The sequence below is a fragment of the Franconibacter helveticus LMG 23732 genome (genome assembly GCF_000463115.2).
Classification (GTDB): Bacteria; Pseudomonadota; Gammaproteobacteria; order Enterobacterales; family Enterobacteriaceae; genus Franconibacter; species Franconibacter helveticus.
In genome coordinates this window covers 443,899-462,106 of the sequence record NZ_AWFX01000042.1, presented here as the reverse complement: position 1 = coordinate 462,106, position 18,208 = coordinate 443,899, and the positions used below count along the sequence as shown (strand labels likewise).

The following is an 18,208-nucleotide window of genomic DNA, read 5'->3' as shown; positions in this document are numbered from 1 at the left end:
AAAAGGGGCGAGGAAACGTTTGGTTCTGGCGGGGAAAAGGGGCAGGGAAACGTTTGGTTCTGCCGGGGAAAAGGGGCGAGGAAAGGTTTGGTTCTGCCAGGGAAAAGGGGTGAGGCAACGTTTGGTTCTGGCGGGGAAAGGGGCTGAGGAAAAGAAACGGGCGGCCCGGCGGCGGTGTTCGCCGGTGCGCCGCCCGCCGGGTTGCGCTGGCAGCAGGCGGTGTCAGTAAACAGGCGACGCAGGCGTGGGCTTTATACTCTCGCTTCTTTTTTGTCGGCTTCCGGCGCGGGCGCTTTCTCAAGCGGCCAGCAGAAGCGGAAACAGGCGCCGCCTAACGCGCTGGTGGTTACGCTCACCGAACCGCCCATGGCGGTCGCTACAGACTGCACAATCGCCAGACCCAGCCCACAGCCGCCGGTTGCCCGGTCGCGGCTTGGGTCGAGCCGGACAAACGGCTCGAATACTCGCGTGCGCTCTGTTTCCGGGATGCCCGGGCCATCGTCTTCCACGGTCATACAGGCGCGGCCATTATCCTGATGCAGGCTAATGTGCATGCGTTTTTCGCTATAACGCAGCCCGTTGTTGACCAGATTATCCAGCACCCGCTCCATAAGACGCACATCGACCAGCCCGTAATCCCCGGCGTCGCTAAGGTGAAGGGTGAGTTCGCGCTGCGGATGCATCTGGCGCGTCTCTTCCACCCGCTCAGCCAGCCAGCGCGGTAAATCGGGCTGGCTCAATTGCAGCTCCGTTTGCGGTCTGTCGAGGCGCGCATAAGTCAGCAGCTCCTGAATTAACGCTTCCAGTTGTCCAATGTCGCGATTAAGCGCCAGCGCCTCTTCTGCGCTCAGGTTATCGCTCATCTCCAGCCGGTAGCGCAGGCGCACCAGAGGCGTGCGCAGTTCATGGGCGATGCCGTCAATAAGCTGTTTTTTACTGGCTATCAGGGCGTTGATGTTATCCGCCATCTGATTGAAGGCGATGCCGAGCCGCGAAAAACTTGAGCCGCTCTCAAACTGGATCCGTTCGTTGAGATGACCTTCGCCCAGTCGCTGGGCCGCCGCTTCCAGGCGCAGCATGTCGCGCCAGTGCGGACGCATCCAGATAAACACCGGCAAAGCCAGCGAAATAGCGATAAAGGCGATAAGCGCGACGTCCAGCAGCCGCATCTGGTGTAAAAAAAAGAGATAGGGCACCGGCCCGACGGCCAGCACGTAGTGGCTTCGCGGGATGCGTTGCACAAAAGTGTACTCGTCATCCAGCGCCACAATCTCGCCTTCGCGCAGACGCTGTGTGGTGACGTCATCCAGATGAAACTTAGCGAGCGGCTCGATGCGCAGTTTAAAAGAGAGGTTCAAATCCAGCTCTTTAATGGTTTTGTTCCAGTCGCGCGGCGGAATTTCCCGCAGCTCGCTGCGCATAAGATAAAGCGAGCTTTTCATTAAGTCGTCCAGCGACTGTCGCCCGGCGCGTTCGGCGGTGAACTTATAGACCAGGCCCACCAGCAGGGTCATCACCAGAAAGCAGATGAACAGCAGCAGATAAAACTGGATAAACAATTTTCTCATGATGACTCCGAACCCTTCGCTAAGCGCTGACTAGTTTCCAGCCGTTGGGGCGAGAGGAAAATTGACCGCCAGATGATCAATAAACGCCCTGACGGCGGGCGGCAAACCGCGGCGGGTGGTAAAGACCAAATGCACAATGCCGCGCTGGCCCTGCCAGCCGCGATAAACCTGCTCCAGTTCACCGCGCTTAAGCTGCTCAGCGCAAACGTGATCGGGCAGCAGCGCAATACCCAGCCCCGCCATCGCCGCCGCGCGCACCGCGCCAAAATCGGCGCAGCTCATTCTCGGCTCATGGCGGATCAGGCAGCTTTTCCCCTGTTCATGCTCCAGCTGCCAGCTTATCTCGCCGGGCTCGTCGCTGGTGCCAAGCGTCGGCTGCAACGGCAGGGCGTCAATATTGCCGTCAAGCTGGCGGGCAAGCGCGGGGCTGGCGACGAGAATGCGGCGCGAATAGCCGAGCGATCGCATCACCAGCTCCGCGTCGCTGGTCAGCTCGGTGCGCACCCGCAGCGCGATATCAACCCGCTCGCGAATTAAATCCACCGCCCGGTCGATGGCGATAATTTGCAGCTTCACCTTCGGGTAGCGGTTCATAAACGCGGGCAGCACGGCGGAGATCACTTCCACCAGGCCTGTCGGACAGCTGAAGCGCACCAGGCCGTGCGGCTCCGCCTGCGCTTCGGCAATTAACGCCTGCGCTTTTTCCGCCTCCAGCAACATCGCCCGGCACTGGTCGTAAAAAGCCTGGCCTGTTTCGGTGACGCGAAAACGGCGGCTTGAGCGCTCAATCAGCCGCACGCCCAGTTGCGCCTCCAGCCCCGCCACGCGGCGGCTGAGCTTCGATTTAGGTTGCTTCAAAGCCCGGCCTGCCGCCGCGAACCCGCCGTGGGTCACGACTTCTGCGAAATAATAATAATCGTTAAGGTCAGTGCGCATTATCGTTCCTCATTCAGAACGCAGGGTGCCATTTTGTCTTGGTATTCAACACTTTGGGAAGCGCTTATTCTGCATCCCATTACGAATGACCCCCACACCCATTCACATGAGGAGATAAAAATGAGCCACAACTTCACCCGCAAAGTCGTTATCGTAACCGGCGGCACCAGCGGCATCGGCTTTGCCACCGCCAAAGCGTTCGCAGAGCAAGGCGCGTCAGTTTTCATCACCGGGCGTCGTCAGGCTGCGCTGGACGAGGCGGTGAGCCGCCTGGAAGGCGATGTTACCGGCATCCAGGGCGACATGAGTCAGCTTGCTGATATTGACCGCCTGTATGACGCCGTGCAGAAAAAGCACAGCCATATCGACGTTATTTTCGCTAACGCTGGCGGCGGCGAGTTTGCCGCGCTGGGTTCCATTACGGAAGCCCATTATCAGGAAACCTTTGATACTAACGTCAAAGGGGTGCTGTTTACGGTCCAGAAAGCGCTGCCGCTGCTGCGCGACGGCGGGTCGATTGTGCTGACGTCATCCACAACCAGCATTACCGGCACCCCGGCGTTCAGCGTCTATTCGGCGACGAAAGCCGCTGTACGCAGCTTTGCCCGTAACTGGATCCTCGATCTTAAAGAACGCCGTATCCGCGTTAACGCCATAAGCCCCGGCGTGACCGAAACCGCAGGGTTGAACGGGCTGTTCGGCGGCGGCGACCAGGCCGAAGGCGCTAAATCCTGGCTTGCTGAGCAGATCCCGGCAGGACGAGTCGGCCAGCCGGAAGAAATTGCCAGAGCGGTGCTGTTTCTGGCATCTGACGAGGCAAGCTTCGTTAACGGCGTTGAGCTGTTTGTGGATGGCGGCCACGCGCAAATCTGACCTAACCGCCGCTGTCGCGCCGCCGGGCGCGGCAGCGGTGTCAGGCTTCGCTTTCCCAGGCATGCGGCGCAAAAAGATAGCCTTTGTTGCGCACGGTTTTAATTCGAAACGGCTCGGTGGCGCTGTCGTTGAGCTTTTTGCGCAGTCGCGAAATAGCGACATCCACGCTGCGATCCATCCCGTCATAGCTCACGCCGCGCAGGTTTTTCAGCAGCGCATCGCGATCCATAATCTGTCCCGCATGGGTCGCCAGCTCCCACAGCAGGTCGAAGTCTGCCGTCGACAGGGCGATAATTTCGCTGCCGAGGGTAACCTGACGATTAATCGGATCGATGCAAAGCGTGCCGAAGCGCAGTGCTTTATGGGGCTTAAGGGCAGGCGTGTCGCGACCATGCGGCTGCGCCTGGCGCAAATGCAGACGCAGGCGCGCCAGCAGTACGGCGGGGGGAGTGGTTTTTAAAATGTAATCGCTCGCGCCCATCTCCAGCGACAGAATGTGGTTCATATCGCTGTCGAGGGAGGTAAGCAGAACCACAGGGCCTTGCCAGGCCGGGCGTAAATCCCGACAAAGCGTCATGCCGTCTTTGCCGGGCAGCATAATATCCAGCAACACCAGGTCCGGTTTTTCGCGGTGAATCACCTCTTCAGCGCGGTCGCCGCGGCTTTCCACTACCACAGTAATATCGTGCTTGCCCAGATAGGCGGCTATCAGCGCGCCCACTTCCGGGTCATCCTCAACAAAGACAATTTTAGCCATATACCGTTGCGTTTAGCGTAAAAGTCTTACCATACACCCGCGGCTGGCTGCGCTCCATCAACCGTTGATAAACGGCGCTTAGCGCAGCTGGCGTCCGCCATCCACTGCAAAGCTGCGGCCGGTAACAAAACAGCTGGTCAGCAAATAATCCAGCAGGTCGATTATCTCTTTTTCACCCGGCGCGATTTTCATGAGCGACTTGTTAAGCGCCCGCTGGCGGTATTCCGGGTCGTCATTTTCATTAAACAGGATCAGCGATGGCGCGATGGCGTTGACCTTAACTTCAGGCGCCAGCTTGCGGGCGAAGGAACGGGTGAGGTTATCCAGCGCCGCTTTGCTGGCGGCGTAAGCGATATGCTTTTCACTGCCTCGCTCCACCACGTAATCGGTGAAGTGGATGATATCCGCCGCCGCATGGCCCTGGCCGCGCAACAGGCCTTCCAGCGCAAAATTGAGCAGATAGGGAGCATGCACGTGGATCTGCATCATCTCATGCAACACTTTTTCCGGCGACGTGCCGGGCGATTCCGACTGCCACGCGCTGGCGTTGTGCAGCAGCGCGCGAATGCGATCGGTGCGCTGCTTCACGGCCTCGGCGAAAGCGAGAATGCCTTCATCGTTGCAAAAGTCGGCCTGAATGCAGACCGCGCCTGACTCTTCCAGCACGTCGATAGCCGCGTAGCGGGTACGGTAGCTGACGATGACATCATGATGTTGCGCCAGAAAATGGTGGGCCAGCGCAAGACCAATACGACGGCCCCCGCCGGTAATGACAATCGGACGATCCAATTTTTTGCCCATAAGCACTCCTCGTCAGCGACGACGATGGGGCGGCTACCCCATCAGCATCCATGTAGCCGGCAGCGCGGCGATTAACAACAGGCCAATAAGCACGCGCTCGTGAGATCGCAGCGCTACGTCATGCTGGTGCGTACGGCGGGCGTACAGAAAAACCAACAAACCAGGCGCGTAAAGCACAACCGAGAGCAGCAGGTGCATCGGACCTGAGGCATACAGCAACCATAAACCATAAATGGACGCTCCGACACCCGTAAGCCTGTGCAAAGGGCGTTTTGCTATTTTCACCAGATAAGCGCCTACCAGCAGATAGGGCACCAGGATCATCTCGGAAGCGATGGTCAGCAGCGTATTGTAATCCGAGCCGGTGGCCCAGATAAGCACCAGACAAACCTGCACGCTGGCGTTAGTCAGCCATAATGAAGCCGCCGGGGCGTTGTTGGCATTCTGGCGCAGCAGCGCTTTGGGAAAAGCGCGGTAGCGTGCTGCCAGCAGCGGCACTTCCGCCGCCATGATGGTCCAGCTCAGATAGGCGCCGCAGACCGAAACAATCAGGCCGGCGGCGATAATCACCTCGCCCCTGGGGCCCATCATCTCCACCAGCAAACCGGCCATTGAAGGGTTACGCATCTGCGCGAGTTCCGGGCGGGTTACCACGCCAAGCGACAGCAGCGTCACCAGCAGATAAACCGCCAGCGCAGCCAGCACCGCCAGCAGCGTCGCCATGCCGACATCGCTTTTGTTACGCGCCCGCGCAGAAACCACCACTGCGCCTTCCACGCCGATAAAGACCCAGAGCGTAATGAGCATGGTATTTTTCACCTGCTCCCACACCGGCACGCCCAGCGCTACGCCCTTAAAATCGAGGCTGAAAGTGGAAAGCTTAAAGCCAATGGCGGCGAGGATCACAAACAGTCCCAGCGGCAACAGTTTGGCCAGGGTGGCGGCCACGTTGATGCTTGCTGCGGTCTGCACGCCGCGCAGCACCAGCCAGTGAACAAACCACAACAGCACCGAAGCGCCGACAATAGATTGCCAGGTGTTGCCGTCGCCAAAAATCTTCAGCTCAGGCGTATCGGTAAAAAAGCTCAGCGCTGAAAACACAATCACCAGGTAAGAAACGTTGGCGATAACCGCACAGAGCCAGTAACCCCAGGCGGAGCAAAAACCGACCAGTTCGCCGAAGCCTTCCCGCGCGTAAGTAAAAATGCCGCCGTCGAGATCGGGGCGCAGACGAGTGAGGAAAAGCATCGCCAGCGCCAGCAGCAAAATGCCGACGCCCGTTATCGCCCAGCCCGTCAGCAGCGCGGCGGGCCCCGCCACGGCCGCCATATTTTGCGGCAGGCTAAAGACGCCCGCGCCCAGCATGGAGCTTAAAACGAGCGCGGTTAACGCGGCGAGACCAAGTTTTTTGTCCATAGGTATCCTGTAAAGAGAAGAGAAGGACCCAGAATAATTATTGTGCTAAAGCGCATAAAAATGGTGGATCACGCTAAGGCGCGCGATTTTACGGAGTCCAGGCAGGGCATGCAATGAGAGGGGCGCTAAAATATTCTGAAAGATAAAAAAAGACGGCCGGAGCCGTCTTTTCTGTGAAGCGGGACTTACTTGTAAAGGTCAGCGCTGATAGTCAGGTTGCCGCCTTTCTCTTCCCACTGACGGGTAATGTGGTAGTACTTCGCGCCTTTTTTCGCTGCGCGCTTCGCTACCTGATAGGAAATTTCCGTCATGCTGGAGTAGTGGCCGGTGAACTTGACGCTGTCAAAAGGCACCATTTGCGCCGCCGTAATTTTATTCACTTCCTGAATTTCTTTACCGTCCGGCAGGGTGACAGTGTAACGCCCGCCTTTACTGGCCTGCGTTTCAAAGAAGCGGCCGACTTCTGCGCTTGGCGCCGCGGTCGTGGCAACGCCTGGAATTTCCACTCTCTTCGCTTCTTCGCCGCCTTTGGCGAGCGCTGCGCGACCGGCATCGGAATCTGCCGGGATAGCGTCCGGGCTTTGCAACACGCGCTTCTTCGCATCCGCTTTATAGATGTACGCGGTGATAAGCTGGTTGCCGCCCTGGTTGGCATCTACCTGGCGCACGATATAAAACGACGCGGCCCCTTTGGCTTTCGCCGCTTTGGTAATCGCGTCATTCACTTCCGGCTGGCTGCGATAAAAACCCTGAACGGTTACGGTATCGTAAGGCTCAAGGGCGATAGCCTGATCTTTAGGCAGCTCCATCACGCCGTTAATCACGCGGTTTTGCGGCGCTTGCGCCTTTGGCGCGTTCTCATGATAAACATCCGCTACAACGCGCCAGTTGCCGCTGTTGCCGGTGTCGTTGGTATCAAGAATATAGAAAGAGGCGGCGCCCATTTTGTCTGCCCGGCGCGATACGGCATCAACCGCTTCGCCGATAGCGTTAAAACGACCGGTAATGACGATACGGTCGTAAGGCTTTACCGCGGCGGCCTGTTCCGGCGTCAACTCGGTAGCCGCCTGAGCGGTCAGCGTGGTAACGGAGAGCAGCGCGGACGCCAGAAAGGTGTACTTAAGCTTCATAAAAATAATCCTTCGCCATGCGCAAAAAAGGTACTCATACTGCCTGTGTACATTAACGGTTAGCCGCTGATTATTGCACTGAAAGGGTTTGGCTGTCTGCGCCATTTTTCACGCTCAGTGCGGCGTTTCGTTTAAGCGGGATAACTTTTAGTGATATGTGGAAAAAACAGGCGGCTGACCAGAAAAAATGATAAAGGTTATTACTTTTTAAGTTAAAAGGTTGTTAAAGAACGGATTCTGAGCGGAGGAGTATCATGTTTTACCGCTCGGCTTAAGCGTAATATCGGCCTTTCGGCGGTGATTTAAAGCAAAAATCCCTGTTATGGCCCGTCATCACTGCCTTTTCACGGATAACGCTAAAAATACCCTGAACCTGTTGTGGATCGGGGGCGCTAATTTCAGTAGGTTATAGAAAGTTTGTTACAGATTGATTTTCTGGCCGAAGCGGCATAGCCGTCTTCATTACGAAAACGAGTGGCAGACCATCATTCAAAACCGATGGAAGGGAATACTATGCGTATTGGTGTACCAAAAGAGCGGTTGGCCAATGAAACCCGCGTCGCAGCAACGCCTAAAACCGTGGAGCAGTTATTAAAACTGGGTTTTAGCGTCGCTGTTGAACATGACGCGGGTAAACTGGCGAGTTTCGACGATGACGCTTTTGCGCTGGCAGGCGCGGAGCTGGCAACGGGCGATACCGTGTGGCAATCGGACGTTATCCTTAAGGTCAACGCGCCGCTGGACGAGGAAATAGCGCTTTTGCGTCCCGGCACAACGCTTGTCAGCTTTATCTGGCCGGCGCAAAACCCGGCGCTGATGGAGCAGCTTGCCGCACGCGGCGTTACCGTGATGGCCATGGATGCGGTGCCGCGTATTTCGCGCGCGCAGTCGCTTGATGCCCTGAGCTCGATGGCGAACATCGCAGGCTATCGCGCGATTGTTGAAGCTGCACATGAGTTTGGCCGCTTCTTTACCGGCCAGATCACCGCTGCGGGCAAAGTGCCGCCGGCAAAAGTGATGGTGATTGGCGCGGGGGTAGCGGGCCTTGCGGCCATTGGCGCAGCCAACAGCCTCGGCGCCATTGTTCGCGCGTTCGATACTCGCCCGGAAGTGAAAGAGCAGGTGCAGAGTATGGGCGCCGAGTTCCTGGAGCTGGACTTCAAAGAAGAGGCGGGCAGCGGCGACGGTTATGCGAAAGTGATGTCCGAAGCCTTTATTAAAGCCGAAATGGCGCTGTTCGCCGCCCAGGCGAAAGAGGTGGATATCATCGTCACAACGGCGCTTATTCCAGGCAAACCGGCGCCGAAGCTCATTACCCGCGACATGGTCGATTCCATGAAGCCGGGCAGCGTGATAGTCGACCTGGCCGCGCAAAACGGCGGCAACTGCGAATACACCGTACCGAACGAAATCTTCGTGACCGCAAATGGCGTGAAAGTGATCGGCTATACCGATCTTCCGGGCCGCCTGCCGACGCAGTCTTCCCAGCTTTACGGCACCAACCTGGTCAACCTCCTTAAGCTGCTGTGCAAAGAGAAAGACGGCAACGTGATTGTCGATTTCGACGATGTGGTTGTGCGCGGCGTAACGGTCATCCGTGAAGGGGAAGTGACCTGGCCTGCGCCGCCGATTCAGGTTTCCGCGCAGCCCCAGGCGGCGGCGAAGCAGCCAGAACCGGTTGCCGAGCCGGCTAAACCCGCTTCGCCGTGGCGCAAATATGCGCTGATGGCGCTGGCTATCGTGCTGTTCGGCTGGCTGGCGGACGTGGCGCCGCGTGAGTTCCTCGGCCACTTCACCGTCTTTGCGCTGGCGTGCGTGGTGGGCTACTACGTGGTGTGGAACGTTTCTCATGCGCTGCATACGCCGCTGATGTCGGTGACTAACGCCATTTCAGGCATCATCGTCGTTGGGGCGCTGTTGCAGATTGGCGACGGCGGCTGGGTCAGCTTCTTCAGCTTCATCGCCGTGCTTATCGCCAGCATCAACATTTTTGGTGGTTTCACCGTCACTCAGCGCATGCTGAAAATGTTCCGGAAGAACTAAGGGGTAACATATGTCTGGAGGATTGGTTACCGCAGCATACATTGTTGCCGCGATCCTGTTTATTTTTAGCCTGGCGGGGCTGTCGAAGCATGAAACCTCACAGCAGGGCAACCGCTTCGGCATCGCCGGTATGGCGATTGCGCTTATCGCCACCATTCTTGGCCCGGATTCCGACCATGTGGTCTGGATAATCATCGCCATGGTGATTGGCGGCGCTATCGGCATGCATCTGGCGAAAAAAGTGGAAATGACCCAGATGCCGGAGCTGGTGGCGGTGCTGCACAGTTTCGTGGGTCTCGCCGCTGTGCTGGTAGGCTTTAACAGCTATCTGCACCACAATCCGGGGCTGGATCCGGTGCTGGTGAATATTCATCTGGCGGAAGTGTTCCTGGGCATCTTTATTGGCGCCGTCACCTTCACCGGCTCCATTGTGGCTTACGGCAAACTGTGCGGCAAAATGTCGTCCAAACCGCTGATGTTGCCGAACCGCCATAAGATGAACCTGGCGGCGCTGGTGGTCTCTTTCCTGCTGCTGGTCGTTTTTGTCCGTACCGAAAGCGTGGGCCTGCAAGTGCTGGCGCTGCTGGTAATGACGATTATCGCGCTGGCGTTCGGCTGGCACCTGGTGGCTTCTATCGGCGGCGCGGATATGCCGGTGGTGGTTTCCATGCTGAACTCCTATTCCGGCTGGGCGGCGGCGGCGGCGGGCTTTATGCTCAGCAACGACCTGCTTATTGTTACCGGCGCGCTGGTGGGGTCTTCGGGCGCCATTCTCTCTTACATTATGTGTAAGGCGATGAACCGCTCGTTTATCAGCGTGATCGCAGGCGGCTTCGGCTCCGACGGCGTGGCAAGCACCAGCAGCGAAGAAGTGGGCGAACACCGTGAAATCAGCGCGGAAGAGACGGCTGAGATGCTGAAAAGCTCCCATTCCGTGATTATCACGCCGGGCTACGGCATGGCAGTGGCGCAGGCGCAATATCCGGTGGCGGAAATCACCGAAAAACTGCGCGCGCGCGGCATTAACGTGCGCTTCGGCATTCACCCGGTTGCGGGGCGCCTGCCCGGGCATATGAACGTGCTGTTGGCTGAGGCGAAAGTGCCTTATGACATCGTGCTGGAAATGGACGAGATCAACGATGATTTCGCCGATACCGACACGGTGCTGGTGATTGGCGCAAACGACACGGTGAACCCGGCGGCGCAGGACGACCCGGGCAGCCCGATTGCCGGTATGCCGGTGCTGGAAGTGTGGAAGGCGCAGAACGTTATCGTCTTTAAGCGTTCCATGAATACCGGCTACGCAGGCGTTCAGAACCCGCTTTTCTTTAAAGAGAACACCCATATGCTGTTTGGCGACGCCAAAGCCAGCGTGGATGCGATCCTCAAAGCGCTGTAATCGCTTTCAACCTTAACCAAACCGCTCTTCGGAGCGGTTTTTTATTGCCTGACGCCAATAAAAAAGCCCGCCGTATAGCGGGCGGGCCTGTATGCAATGAAGAGGGCGTTAGTCGTCTTCGTCGTCGTCCATCTCAACGGGGGTCTGGTAATCGTCAGGCTTGATAACCAGCAGATCGCAACGCAGATGATCGATAACCTGTTCAGCGGTATTGCCGAGAAACGCAGCGGAAATCCCGGTGCGCCCGATGGTGCCCAGCACCACGATCCCCGCTTCAAGGTGTTCCGCCAGGTCAGGGATCACCTCTTCCGGCAGACCTTTTTCCACATGGGTCATCTTCTCGCTGATGCCGAATTTCTGGCGCAGCGCTTTCATCGCCAGCAAATGTTGACCGCGAATAGCGTCGTTATAGACGCTTGGATCGAAGTCGGGCAGTTCAATAGCGATATTAATCGGCGTGACCGGATAAGCGCCCACCAGATGCACCTCGGTATGGTTCACCTGCTCGGCCAGCTTGACGGTTTCGCGGATAAGCTTTTCATTAAGGGCGTTATGATAGGCTTCTTCGCTGGCAAGATTCACCGCCACCACCGCTTTGCCGCCTTCCGGCCACGGCTGGTCTTTTACCATCCAGACCGGGCAGGGGCATTTGCGTAGCAGATGCCAGTCGGTGGGCGTAAAAATAACGGATTCAAGTTTGTCGTGCTGGTGAGTCATTTTGAGCAGCAGATCGTGACCGCCGCTCACCACTTCCTGGATAATCGCTTCGAAAGGACGGTTGTGCCAGACCACTTTAATTTCAATGGGCACGCCCGCTTCAAGATAGTACTGCGCCTGCTCGCGGATCCACGCGGTGCGCTGGCTGATGACCCCCTGACGCATCGCCGTGCGCTCATCGGGAGACAGAAGGGTGGTCATTTCGTAGGAAAAATCATAGATCGGCAAAAAGGCTTTGATTCGGCCACCAATCCGTTGATGCAGATAAACTGCACGCCGCAGCGCCGGCTGGTCATCCTGATTAGGATCGATGGCCACCAGCATGTTTTGATACTTTGCCATACAGGTTCTCCTTACAACTGCTTAACCACAGTTTGTAAGAGAAAGAGTAACCCATATAAGTTGATTGAAACAGAGGGGAAACTATTGCCGGATCAATAAATCAGGAAATTCTATTGACCCGGCAAAAGAGAGAAATTACGCGACGTTACGGGACTGGCCCGCCAGTTCGGCAAGGATATCGCCATTCTCGATGGTGATGTATTTGCCTTTAACCGCCAGCATGCCGCTTTTCTGGAAACGGCCCAGCAGACGGGAGATGGTTTCCACCGTCAGGCCCAGATAGTTGCCGATGTCGCCGCGCGTCATGGTGAGGCGGAACTCACGCGGCGAGAAGCCGCGCTGGGCGAAGCGGCGGGAAAGATTATAGATAAAAGCCGCCAGGCGCTCTTCCGCATTCTTTTTAGAAAGCAGCAGGATCATATCCTGGTCGCCTTTAATTTCGCCGCTCATCAGACGCATCATCTGCTGGCGCAGGCTTGGCATTTTGCCGGAGAGATCGTCAAGTGTTTCAAACGGGATTTCGCACACCATGGACGTTTCCAGCGCCTGCGCAAAGCTCGGGTGATGCGCGGTGCCGATAGCGTCGAAGCCCACCAGATCCCCTGCCAGGTGAAAACCGGTAATTTGCTCGTCGCCCTGTTCGGTAATGGTGTAACTCTTTATGGTGCCGGAGCGGATAGCGTAAAGCGATTTCAGTTCGTCACCCGCCTTAAACAGCGTCTGGCCTTTCTGAATCGGTTTTTTACGCTCAATGATGTTATCAAGCTGGTCCAGCTCGTGCTCATTCAGCGTGAAAGGAATGCATAACTGGCTAATGCTGCAATCCTGGCAATGGATGGCACAACCGCCAGACTGAATGCGTCGAATAATTCGCTTTTCCGGGATCATAGGTCTGCTCAAGCCGTAATTGATATTGGTCAATTTTAACATCTTTTTGTCCATGACGTAAGTGTGGTGAAACGGCAATCAGATATTTATGAAACAAACCGTAAGTTTCGTTGCGTCATGTTGTTGATGTTTCAGTAGATGTATAGTTAGCAGGCGAATTATTTTATTAAAGCAGCAAAAATCCTTCATGACGCAACAGCCACTCTTTGCGTTGCACGCCGCCCGCATAACCGGTCAGCGCGCCGCTGCGTCCGATAACGCGATGGCAGGGCACAACAATGCTGACCGGGTTGGCGCCGTTAGCGGCGCCCACCGCGCGCGCGGCGCCAGCGCGGCCCAGCGCTTCGGCCAGCTGGCCGTAATGCATGACCTGGCCGCAGGGGATATCGCGCAGCCGCTTCCACACTTCACGTTGAAACGGCGTGCCCGCGGTGGCGGTAGGTAAGGTATCGATAACGCTCAGGTCGCCTGCAAAATAGTCGCGCAGCTTGTCGCTAAGCCCGCCGGGGTTTTCACATGGAACGCGTGTAAAGCCCTGCGAACCGTAATGAATCACCAGCAGTTGCTCCATGCGGTCGCTGTGTTCTTCCCACTCTACGGCGCGCAGGTTGAATTGCTCATCGCAAATCACCCACAGCGGGCCCAGCGGCGTGGCGATTTTGTCTTGCAGAAATGTCAGCATATTCCCCTCGCTATATCCCAGGCGCGGATCATCGCCTGGTCCAGTCATCAGACCGATAAAATATCACGCTACCGGCATCGTTAACCAGAAGGCCAGCAAAGGCGCGGACAGGGCAAACCCAGCGGCGCGCCCCGCTACCTGTGCCGCTCACCGGGGCGCCATCGCCCCAAATGCCGCCCATAAAAAATAGAGCCTGCCGACATCAGCCAGGCTCTACAGTACACACAGCAGTGCTTCCGGGACCTTGCCCCACATTGATTCCCTGAGTTGTGGGTAAAGTTATATATACCCGCTTTTCAGCCGGGGCGTGATGACCGTTAAGTGACGTCTTTCACAAATAGTTAACAATGATTTATCGCTCCCCTTTTTTTTCCTGTCGACTGGTCAAAACGTAGCCGGAAAAGTTGTCCTGGGAAGAATTTAGCTGGTTTTACATCCATAATTGTGGCTTCTTAGCGGTCCTCTTTTGCCGGGCGCGGCAGCGTTGAGCCGCGTGCGGGGGAGGGTTATAGTGTGAACCTTTGCGCAGTACCCGGAGGATTGACCGTGCAACCTGACGACAAATCGCTTTTTCTTGACGCCATGGAAGATGTCAAACCCCTGAAGAATTGTGAATCCACGCAGTGGGTTAAGCCGGTGAAAAACCGCGTCCCGCAGCGGCTCGATGCCCTGCAACTGGATAACTTCCTCACCACAGGCTTTCTTGACATTATCCCTCTCGCCGAGCCGCTGGAGTTTAAGCGCGAGGGGCTGCAAAACGGCGTGCTGGAGAAGCTGCGCCTTGGCAAATACAGTCAGCAGGCGAGCCTGAACCTGCTGCGCCAGCCGGTGGAACAGTGCCGCCAGCAGCTGTTTGCGTTTATCCAGCAGGCCCGCCGCGACGGCCTTCGCAATCTGCTTATCATTCATGGCAAGGGCCGTGAGGATAAATCGCACGCCAATATCGTTCGCAGCTATCTGGCCCGCTGGCTGACGGAGTTTGACGAAGTGCAGGCGTTTTGCACGGCGCTGCCGCACCACGGCGGCGCGGGCGCCTGTTACGTGGCGCTGAAAAAATCGGACGAGGCGAAGCAGGAAAACTGGGAACGCCACGCCAAACGCAGCCGTTAATCCAGCAGCAGCGCCAGTTCCCGGGCGGCGTTTTGCAGCTCTGGCAGCACGCGGGTTTGCAGCTCTTCAGCAGAAACCTGGCCCGCGTGCACGCCAACGTTCAGCGCCGCCTCCACCACCCCCTGCGGGTTAATGATCGGCACCGCAATTGACCGCAGCCCCATCTCCAGTTCCTGATCGTTAAGCGCATACCCCTGCTGGCGTACCCGCTTTAACTCTTCGCGCAGTTTCGCTACCGAATCCACCGTCTGCGGCGTATAGCGGATCATGGTAATGCGCCCAAGCAGCGCGTTCAGTTGCTCATCCGGCAAATAGCTCAACAGCACGCGCCCCATCGAGGTGGACCAGGCGGGCAAGCGGCTGCCGATATCCAAATCAATGGTCATGATGCGCGAACTGGAGGCGCGGGCGATGTAGAGAATGTCATCGCCATCCAGCGTGGCGATAGAACAGGATTCGTTCAGCATATCGCTGAGTTGCTTGAGCACCGGCTGGGCGGCGCGCGCCAGCGGCGTGGAGGCAAGGTAAGCGTGGCCGAGCGACAGAATACGCGGGCGCAGCTGGTAATTTTTGCCATCTTCCGCGTAAACGAACCCCAGTTTGCTCAGCGTGTAAAGACAGCGGCGCACCGCTGCGCGCGGAATGCCTGTTTTCTGGCTTATCTGCGAAATAGAAAGCAGCCGCCGCTGCGGCGTAAACGCCTGGATCACCTCAAGCCCTCGCGCCAGCGAGGCCATAAAATTCGGGTCGCCCTTAAACGGGTCCGCATCGCCGTTAAGGCGGTCGTCCGGATGTATCGCCATCATTTTTCTCCTGATTACGCGCTCGATCACACTCCAGGAACAAAGATAACGCATGTTCGATAATCGCACTATATTTCGATTATCGCCCTTGACCGGACTCGTTAGCAGCGTCACATTTTGTTCGAACAACGCATAACGGTGCGACTATCGCACATCAAGGAGCAGAGGATGATTGATAAAAGCGTGCCTTCGCTGGAAGAGGCGGTTGCCGGTATTGCGGACGGCGCCACCATCATGATTGGCGGCTTCGGCGCCGCCGGGCAGCCCACCGAGCTGATCGACGCCCTGATAGCCCAGGGGGCGGGCGACCTCACCATCATCAACAACAATGCCGGCAATGGCGAAGTGGGGCTGGCGGCGCTGCTGAAAGCGGGCCGGGTGCGCAAAATGATCTGCTCCTTCCCGCGCCAGGTGGACTCCCAAATCTTTGACGACCTCTACCGCCGGGGCAAAGTGGAGCTGGAGCTGGTGCCGCAGGGCAACCTGGCCGCGCGCATCCAGGCCGCGGGCGCCGGGCTTGGCGCTATTTTTACCCCGACCGGTTACGGCACGCCGCTTGCCGAGGGAAAAGAGACGCGTGAAATCAATGGCCGCCACTATGTCCTGGAGTACCCGCTAAAAGCCGACTTCGCGCTGATTAAAGCCTTCGAGGGCGACCGCTGGGGCAACCTGGTGTATCGCAAAGCGGCGCGTAACTTCGGGCCGATTATGGCGACTGCGGCCGCTACTACCATCGCTCAGGTCAGCCGTCTGGTGCCGCTCGGCGAGCTGGATCCGGAACACATTATTACCCCCGGTATTTTCGTGCAGCGCGTGGTGGCGCTGGAGCCTGCATCTGCGCTTTCGCAAAGCGCATAAGGAGCATTAATGAAACGTCTCACCCGTGACGAAATGGCGCAGCGCGTGGCGCGCGATATCCCGGAAGGGGCTTATGTGAACTTAGGGATCGGCCTGCCGACCCGTATCGCCAACTATCTGCCTGCCGATAAAGAAATCTTTCTGCACAGCGAAAACGGCCTGCTCGGCATGGGACCGAAACCCGCCGAGGGCGAAGAGGACCCGGATCTGATTAACGCCGGTAAAGAGTATGTGACGCTGCTGACCGGCGGCAGCTTTTTCCACCACGGCGATTCGTTCGCCATGATGCGCGGCGGGCATCTGGATATCTGTGTGCTGGGCGCTTATCAGGTATCCGCTTCCGGCGACCTTGCTAACTGGAGCACCGGCGCGCCGGACGCCATCCCCGCCGTGGGCGGCGCGATGGATCTCGCCATCGGCGCGCGCCAGGTTTTCGTGATGATGGAGCTGCTGACCCGCGAGGGAGAGAGCAAGCTGGTGGAAACCTGTACTTATCCGCTTACCGGCGTCGGCTGCGTCAGCCGCATTTATACCGACCTTGCGGTTATCGATATCACGGATAAAGGGCCGGTGGTGCGCGAGATCTTCAACGGCCTCTCTTTTGAAGAGCTGCAACGGCTGACGCCGGTGAAGCTCAGTTTCGGTCAACTGGCGCAGAGCGCGTAAGGAACTATGATGAGTCAGGCATTTATCTGCGATGCGGTTCGCACCCCTTTTGGCCGCTTTGGCGGCGCGCTGGCGGGCGTTCGCGCCGACGATCTGGCGGCCCTGCCGCTGAAAGCGCTGCTTGAGCGCAACCCGAACCTCGACCCGGCGCTGATTGACGATGTGATTTACGGCTGCGCCAACCAGGCGGGGGAAGACAACCGCAACGTGGCGCGCATGGCGCTGCTGCTGGCGGGCCTGCCGGAAACGGTGCCGGGCAGCACGGTCAACCGGCTCTGCGGCTCAAGCCTCGACGCCATCGGCGTGGCGGCGCGGGCGATTAAAAGCGGCGAGACGCGCCTGATGGTGGCGGGCGGCGTGGAGAGCATGTCCCGCGCGCCGTTTGTCATGGGTAAAGCGGAAAGCGCATACAGCCGCAGCATGTCGCTTGAAGATACCACCATCGGCTGGCGCTTCATCAACCCGCTGATGAAAGCGAGCTATGGCGTTGATACTATGCCGGAAACAGCGGAAAACGTCGCCGCGCAGTTTGGCGTCAGCCGGGAGGATCAGGATGCCTTCGCGTTACGCAGCCAGCTTCGTACCGCCCGCGCCCAGGAGATGGGGCTGTTTGACGACGAGCTTATCCCGGTCTTGATTCCGCAGCGTAAGGGCGAGCCGGTCAGCTTTACCCGCGATGAGCACCCGCGCGCCACCTCGCGTGAGGCGCTGGCGAAGCTTAAACCCGTGGTTCGCGCGGACGGTACGGTAACGGCAGGCAACGCCTCCGGCGTTAACGACGGCGCCTGCGCGCTGCTGCTGGCAAGCGAAGAGGCGATGCGAGCCCACGGGCTGGAGCCGCTGGCGCGCATCGTCGGCGTGGCGACAGCCGGTGTTCCACCGCGCATCATGGGCTTTGGCCCTGCGCCGGCGGTGCGCAAAGTGCTGGCGCAAACCGGTCTGACGCTTGATCAAATGGACGTTATCGAACTTAATGAAGCCTTTGCTGCTCAGGCGCTGGCGGTAACGCGCGACCTGGGCTTGCCGGATGACGCAGCGCATGTAAACCCGAACGGCGGCGCCATTGCGCTTGGCCATCCGCTTGGCGCCTCTGGCGGGCGCATCGCCATGACCGCCGCGTTGCAGCTTAAACGCACCGGCGGGCGCTACGCGTTGTGCACCATGTGTATTGGCGTGGGGCAGGGGATCGCGATGATTATCGAACGCGCATAAGGAGCAG

17 protein-coding genes are annotated in these 18,208 nt (G+C 58.0%); 7 read left to right on the top strand and 10 right to left on the bottom strand.

Annotated elements, in window-relative coordinates:
• Nucleotides 1–251: 251 nt before the first annotated feature.
• Complete coding sequence (rstB, locus tag DW56_RS12400) at nucleotides 252–1,568, bottom strand: two-component system sensor histidine kinase RstB (protein ID WP_024554252.1); 1,317 nt, start codon at nucleotides 1,566–1,568, stop codon at nucleotides 252–254.
• A gap of 30 nt (nucleotides 1,569–1,598) precedes the next feature.
• Nucleotides 1,599–2,504: a LysR substrate-binding domain-containing protein gene (locus DW56_RS12395; RefSeq protein ID WP_024562259.1), complete on the bottom strand. Its 906-nt coding sequence runs from the start codon at nucleotides 2,502–2,504 to the stop codon at nucleotides 1,599–1,601.
• A 120-nt stretch (nucleotides 2,505–2,624) separates the two neighbouring features.
• Between DW56_RS12395 and DW56_RS12390 the strand changes: the two genes are divergently transcribed.
• Nucleotides 2,625–3,377 carry an SDR family NAD(P)-dependent oxidoreductase gene (locus DW56_RS12390; RefSeq protein WP_024555091.1) on the top strand — a complete coding sequence of 251 codons (753 nt, stop codon included), beginning with the start codon at nucleotides 2,625–2,627 and terminating at the stop codon, nucleotides 3,375–3,377.
• Nucleotides 3,378–3,417: 40 nt separating this feature from the next.
• Here the strand turns inward: DW56_RS12390 and rstA are convergent, their stop codons facing one another.
• The 4 genes from rstA to ydgH all read right to left on the bottom strand — a co-directional run bounded on the left by rstA (nucleotide 3,418) and on the right by ydgH (nucleotide 7,481).
• Nucleotides 3,418–4,134: a two-component system response regulator RstA gene (rstA, locus tag DW56_RS12385; protein WP_024555092.1), complete on the bottom strand. Its 717-nt coding sequence runs from the start codon at nucleotides 4,132–4,134 to the stop codon at nucleotides 3,418–3,420.
• A gap of 78 nt (nucleotides 4,135–4,212) precedes the next feature.
• The gene (gene folM / locus DW56_RS12380; protein ID WP_024555093.1) at nucleotides 4,213–4,935 is read right to left on the bottom strand and encodes a dihydromonapterin reductase; all 723 of its coding nucleotides are present in this window, start codon (nucleotides 4,933–4,935) and stop codon (nucleotides 4,213–4,215) included.
• Between the two features lie 33 nt (nucleotides 4,936–4,968).
• The gene (locus DW56_RS12375) at nucleotides 4,969–6,351 is read right to left on the bottom strand and encodes an amino acid permease (RefSeq protein WP_029589823.1); all 1,383 of its coding nucleotides are present in this window, start codon (nucleotides 6,349–6,351) and stop codon (nucleotides 4,969–4,971) included.
• Nucleotides 6,352–6,536: 185 nt separating this feature from the next.
• Nucleotides 6,537–7,481, bottom strand: coding sequence for a DUF1471 family protein YdgH (ydgH, locus tag DW56_RS12370; RefSeq protein WP_024555095.1), 945 nt, complete (start codon nucleotides 7,479–7,481; stop codon nucleotides 6,537–6,539).
• 513 nt (nucleotides 7,482–7,994) lie between these two features.
• Between ydgH and pntA the strand changes: the two genes are divergently transcribed.
• Together pntA and pntB are read left to right on the top strand one after the other, a co-directional pair.
• Nucleotides 7,995–9,524: a Re/Si-specific NAD(P)(+) transhydrogenase subunit alpha gene (gene pntA, locus DW56_RS12365; protein WP_024555096.1), complete on the top strand. Its 1,530-nt coding sequence runs from the start codon at nucleotides 7,995–7,997 to the stop codon at nucleotides 9,522–9,524.
• A 10-nt stretch (nucleotides 9,525–9,534) separates the two neighbouring features.
• Nucleotides 9,535–10,923, top strand: coding sequence for a Re/Si-specific NAD(P)(+) transhydrogenase subunit beta (gene pntB, locus DW56_RS12360; protein WP_024555097.1), 1,389 nt, complete (start codon nucleotides 9,535–9,537; stop codon nucleotides 10,921–10,923).
• Between the two features lie 108 nt (nucleotides 10,924–11,031).
• On the opposite strand, the gene uspE is transcribed toward pntB, so the two are convergent.
• The 3 genes from uspE to ogt form a co-directional block, all read right to left on the bottom strand.
• Nucleotides 11,032–11,982 (bottom strand): universal stress protein UspE, encoded by a 951-nt coding sequence (uspE, locus tag DW56_RS12355; RefSeq protein WP_024555098.1) that lies wholly within the window; start codon nucleotides 11,980–11,982, stop codon nucleotides 11,032–11,034.
• A 135-nt stretch (nucleotides 11,983–12,117) separates the two neighbouring features.
• Nucleotides 12,118–12,870: a fumarate/nitrate reduction transcriptional regulator Fnr gene (gene fnr, locus DW56_RS12350; RefSeq protein ID WP_049293342.1), complete on the bottom strand. Its 753-nt coding sequence runs from the start codon at nucleotides 12,868–12,870 to the stop codon at nucleotides 12,118–12,120.
• A gap of 166 nt (nucleotides 12,871–13,036) precedes the next feature.
• On the bottom strand, nucleotides 13,037–13,552 hold the full coding sequence (ogt, locus tag DW56_RS12345; RefSeq protein WP_024555100.1) for a methylated-DNA--[protein]-cysteine S-methyltransferase: 516 nt from the start codon (nucleotides 13,550–13,552) through the stop codon (nucleotides 13,037–13,039).
• Nucleotides 13,553–14,098: 546 nt separating this feature from the next.
• Between ogt and smrA the strand changes: the two genes are divergently transcribed.
• Nucleotides 14,099–14,662, top strand: a complete 564-nt coding sequence (gene smrA / locus DW56_RS12340; RefSeq protein WP_024555101.1) for a DNA endonuclease SmrA — start codon at nucleotides 14,099–14,101, stop codon at nucleotides 14,660–14,662.
• On the opposite strand, the gene DW56_RS12335 is transcribed toward smrA, so the two are convergent.
• Nucleotides 14,659–15,465 (bottom strand): IclR family transcriptional regulator domain-containing protein, encoded by an 807-nt coding sequence (locus DW56_RS12335; protein ID WP_024555102.1) that lies wholly within the window; start codon nucleotides 15,463–15,465, stop codon nucleotides 14,659–14,661. The two genes, smrA and DW56_RS12335, sit on opposite strands and share 4 nt — an antisense overlap.
• Nucleotides 15,466–15,633: 168 nt before the next feature.
• Between DW56_RS12335 and DW56_RS12330 the strand changes: the two genes are divergently transcribed.
• Genes DW56_RS12330 through pcaF form a run of 3 tightly spaced genes read left to right on the top strand, consistent with a single transcriptional unit; the run spans nucleotide 15,634 to nucleotide 18,201 of the window.
• Nucleotides 15,634–16,323: a 3-oxoacid CoA-transferase subunit A gene (locus tag DW56_RS12330; RefSeq protein WP_024555103.1), complete on the top strand. Its 690-nt coding sequence runs from the start codon at nucleotides 15,634–15,636 to the stop codon at nucleotides 16,321–16,323.
• A 9-nt stretch (nucleotides 16,324–16,332) separates the two neighbouring features.
• A complete protein-coding gene (locus DW56_RS12325; RefSeq protein ID WP_024555104.1) occupies nucleotides 16,333–16,989 on the top strand; it encodes a 3-oxoacid CoA-transferase subunit B in 657 nt (218 codons plus the stop codon).
• A 9-nt stretch (nucleotides 16,990–16,998) separates the two neighbouring features.
• Nucleotides 16,999–18,201: a 3-oxoadipyl-CoA thiolase gene (gene pcaF / locus DW56_RS12320; protein ID WP_024555105.1), complete on the top strand. Its 1,203-nt coding sequence runs from the start codon at nucleotides 16,999–17,001 to the stop codon at nucleotides 18,199–18,201.
• Nucleotides 18,202–18,208: the final 7 nt, after the last annotated feature.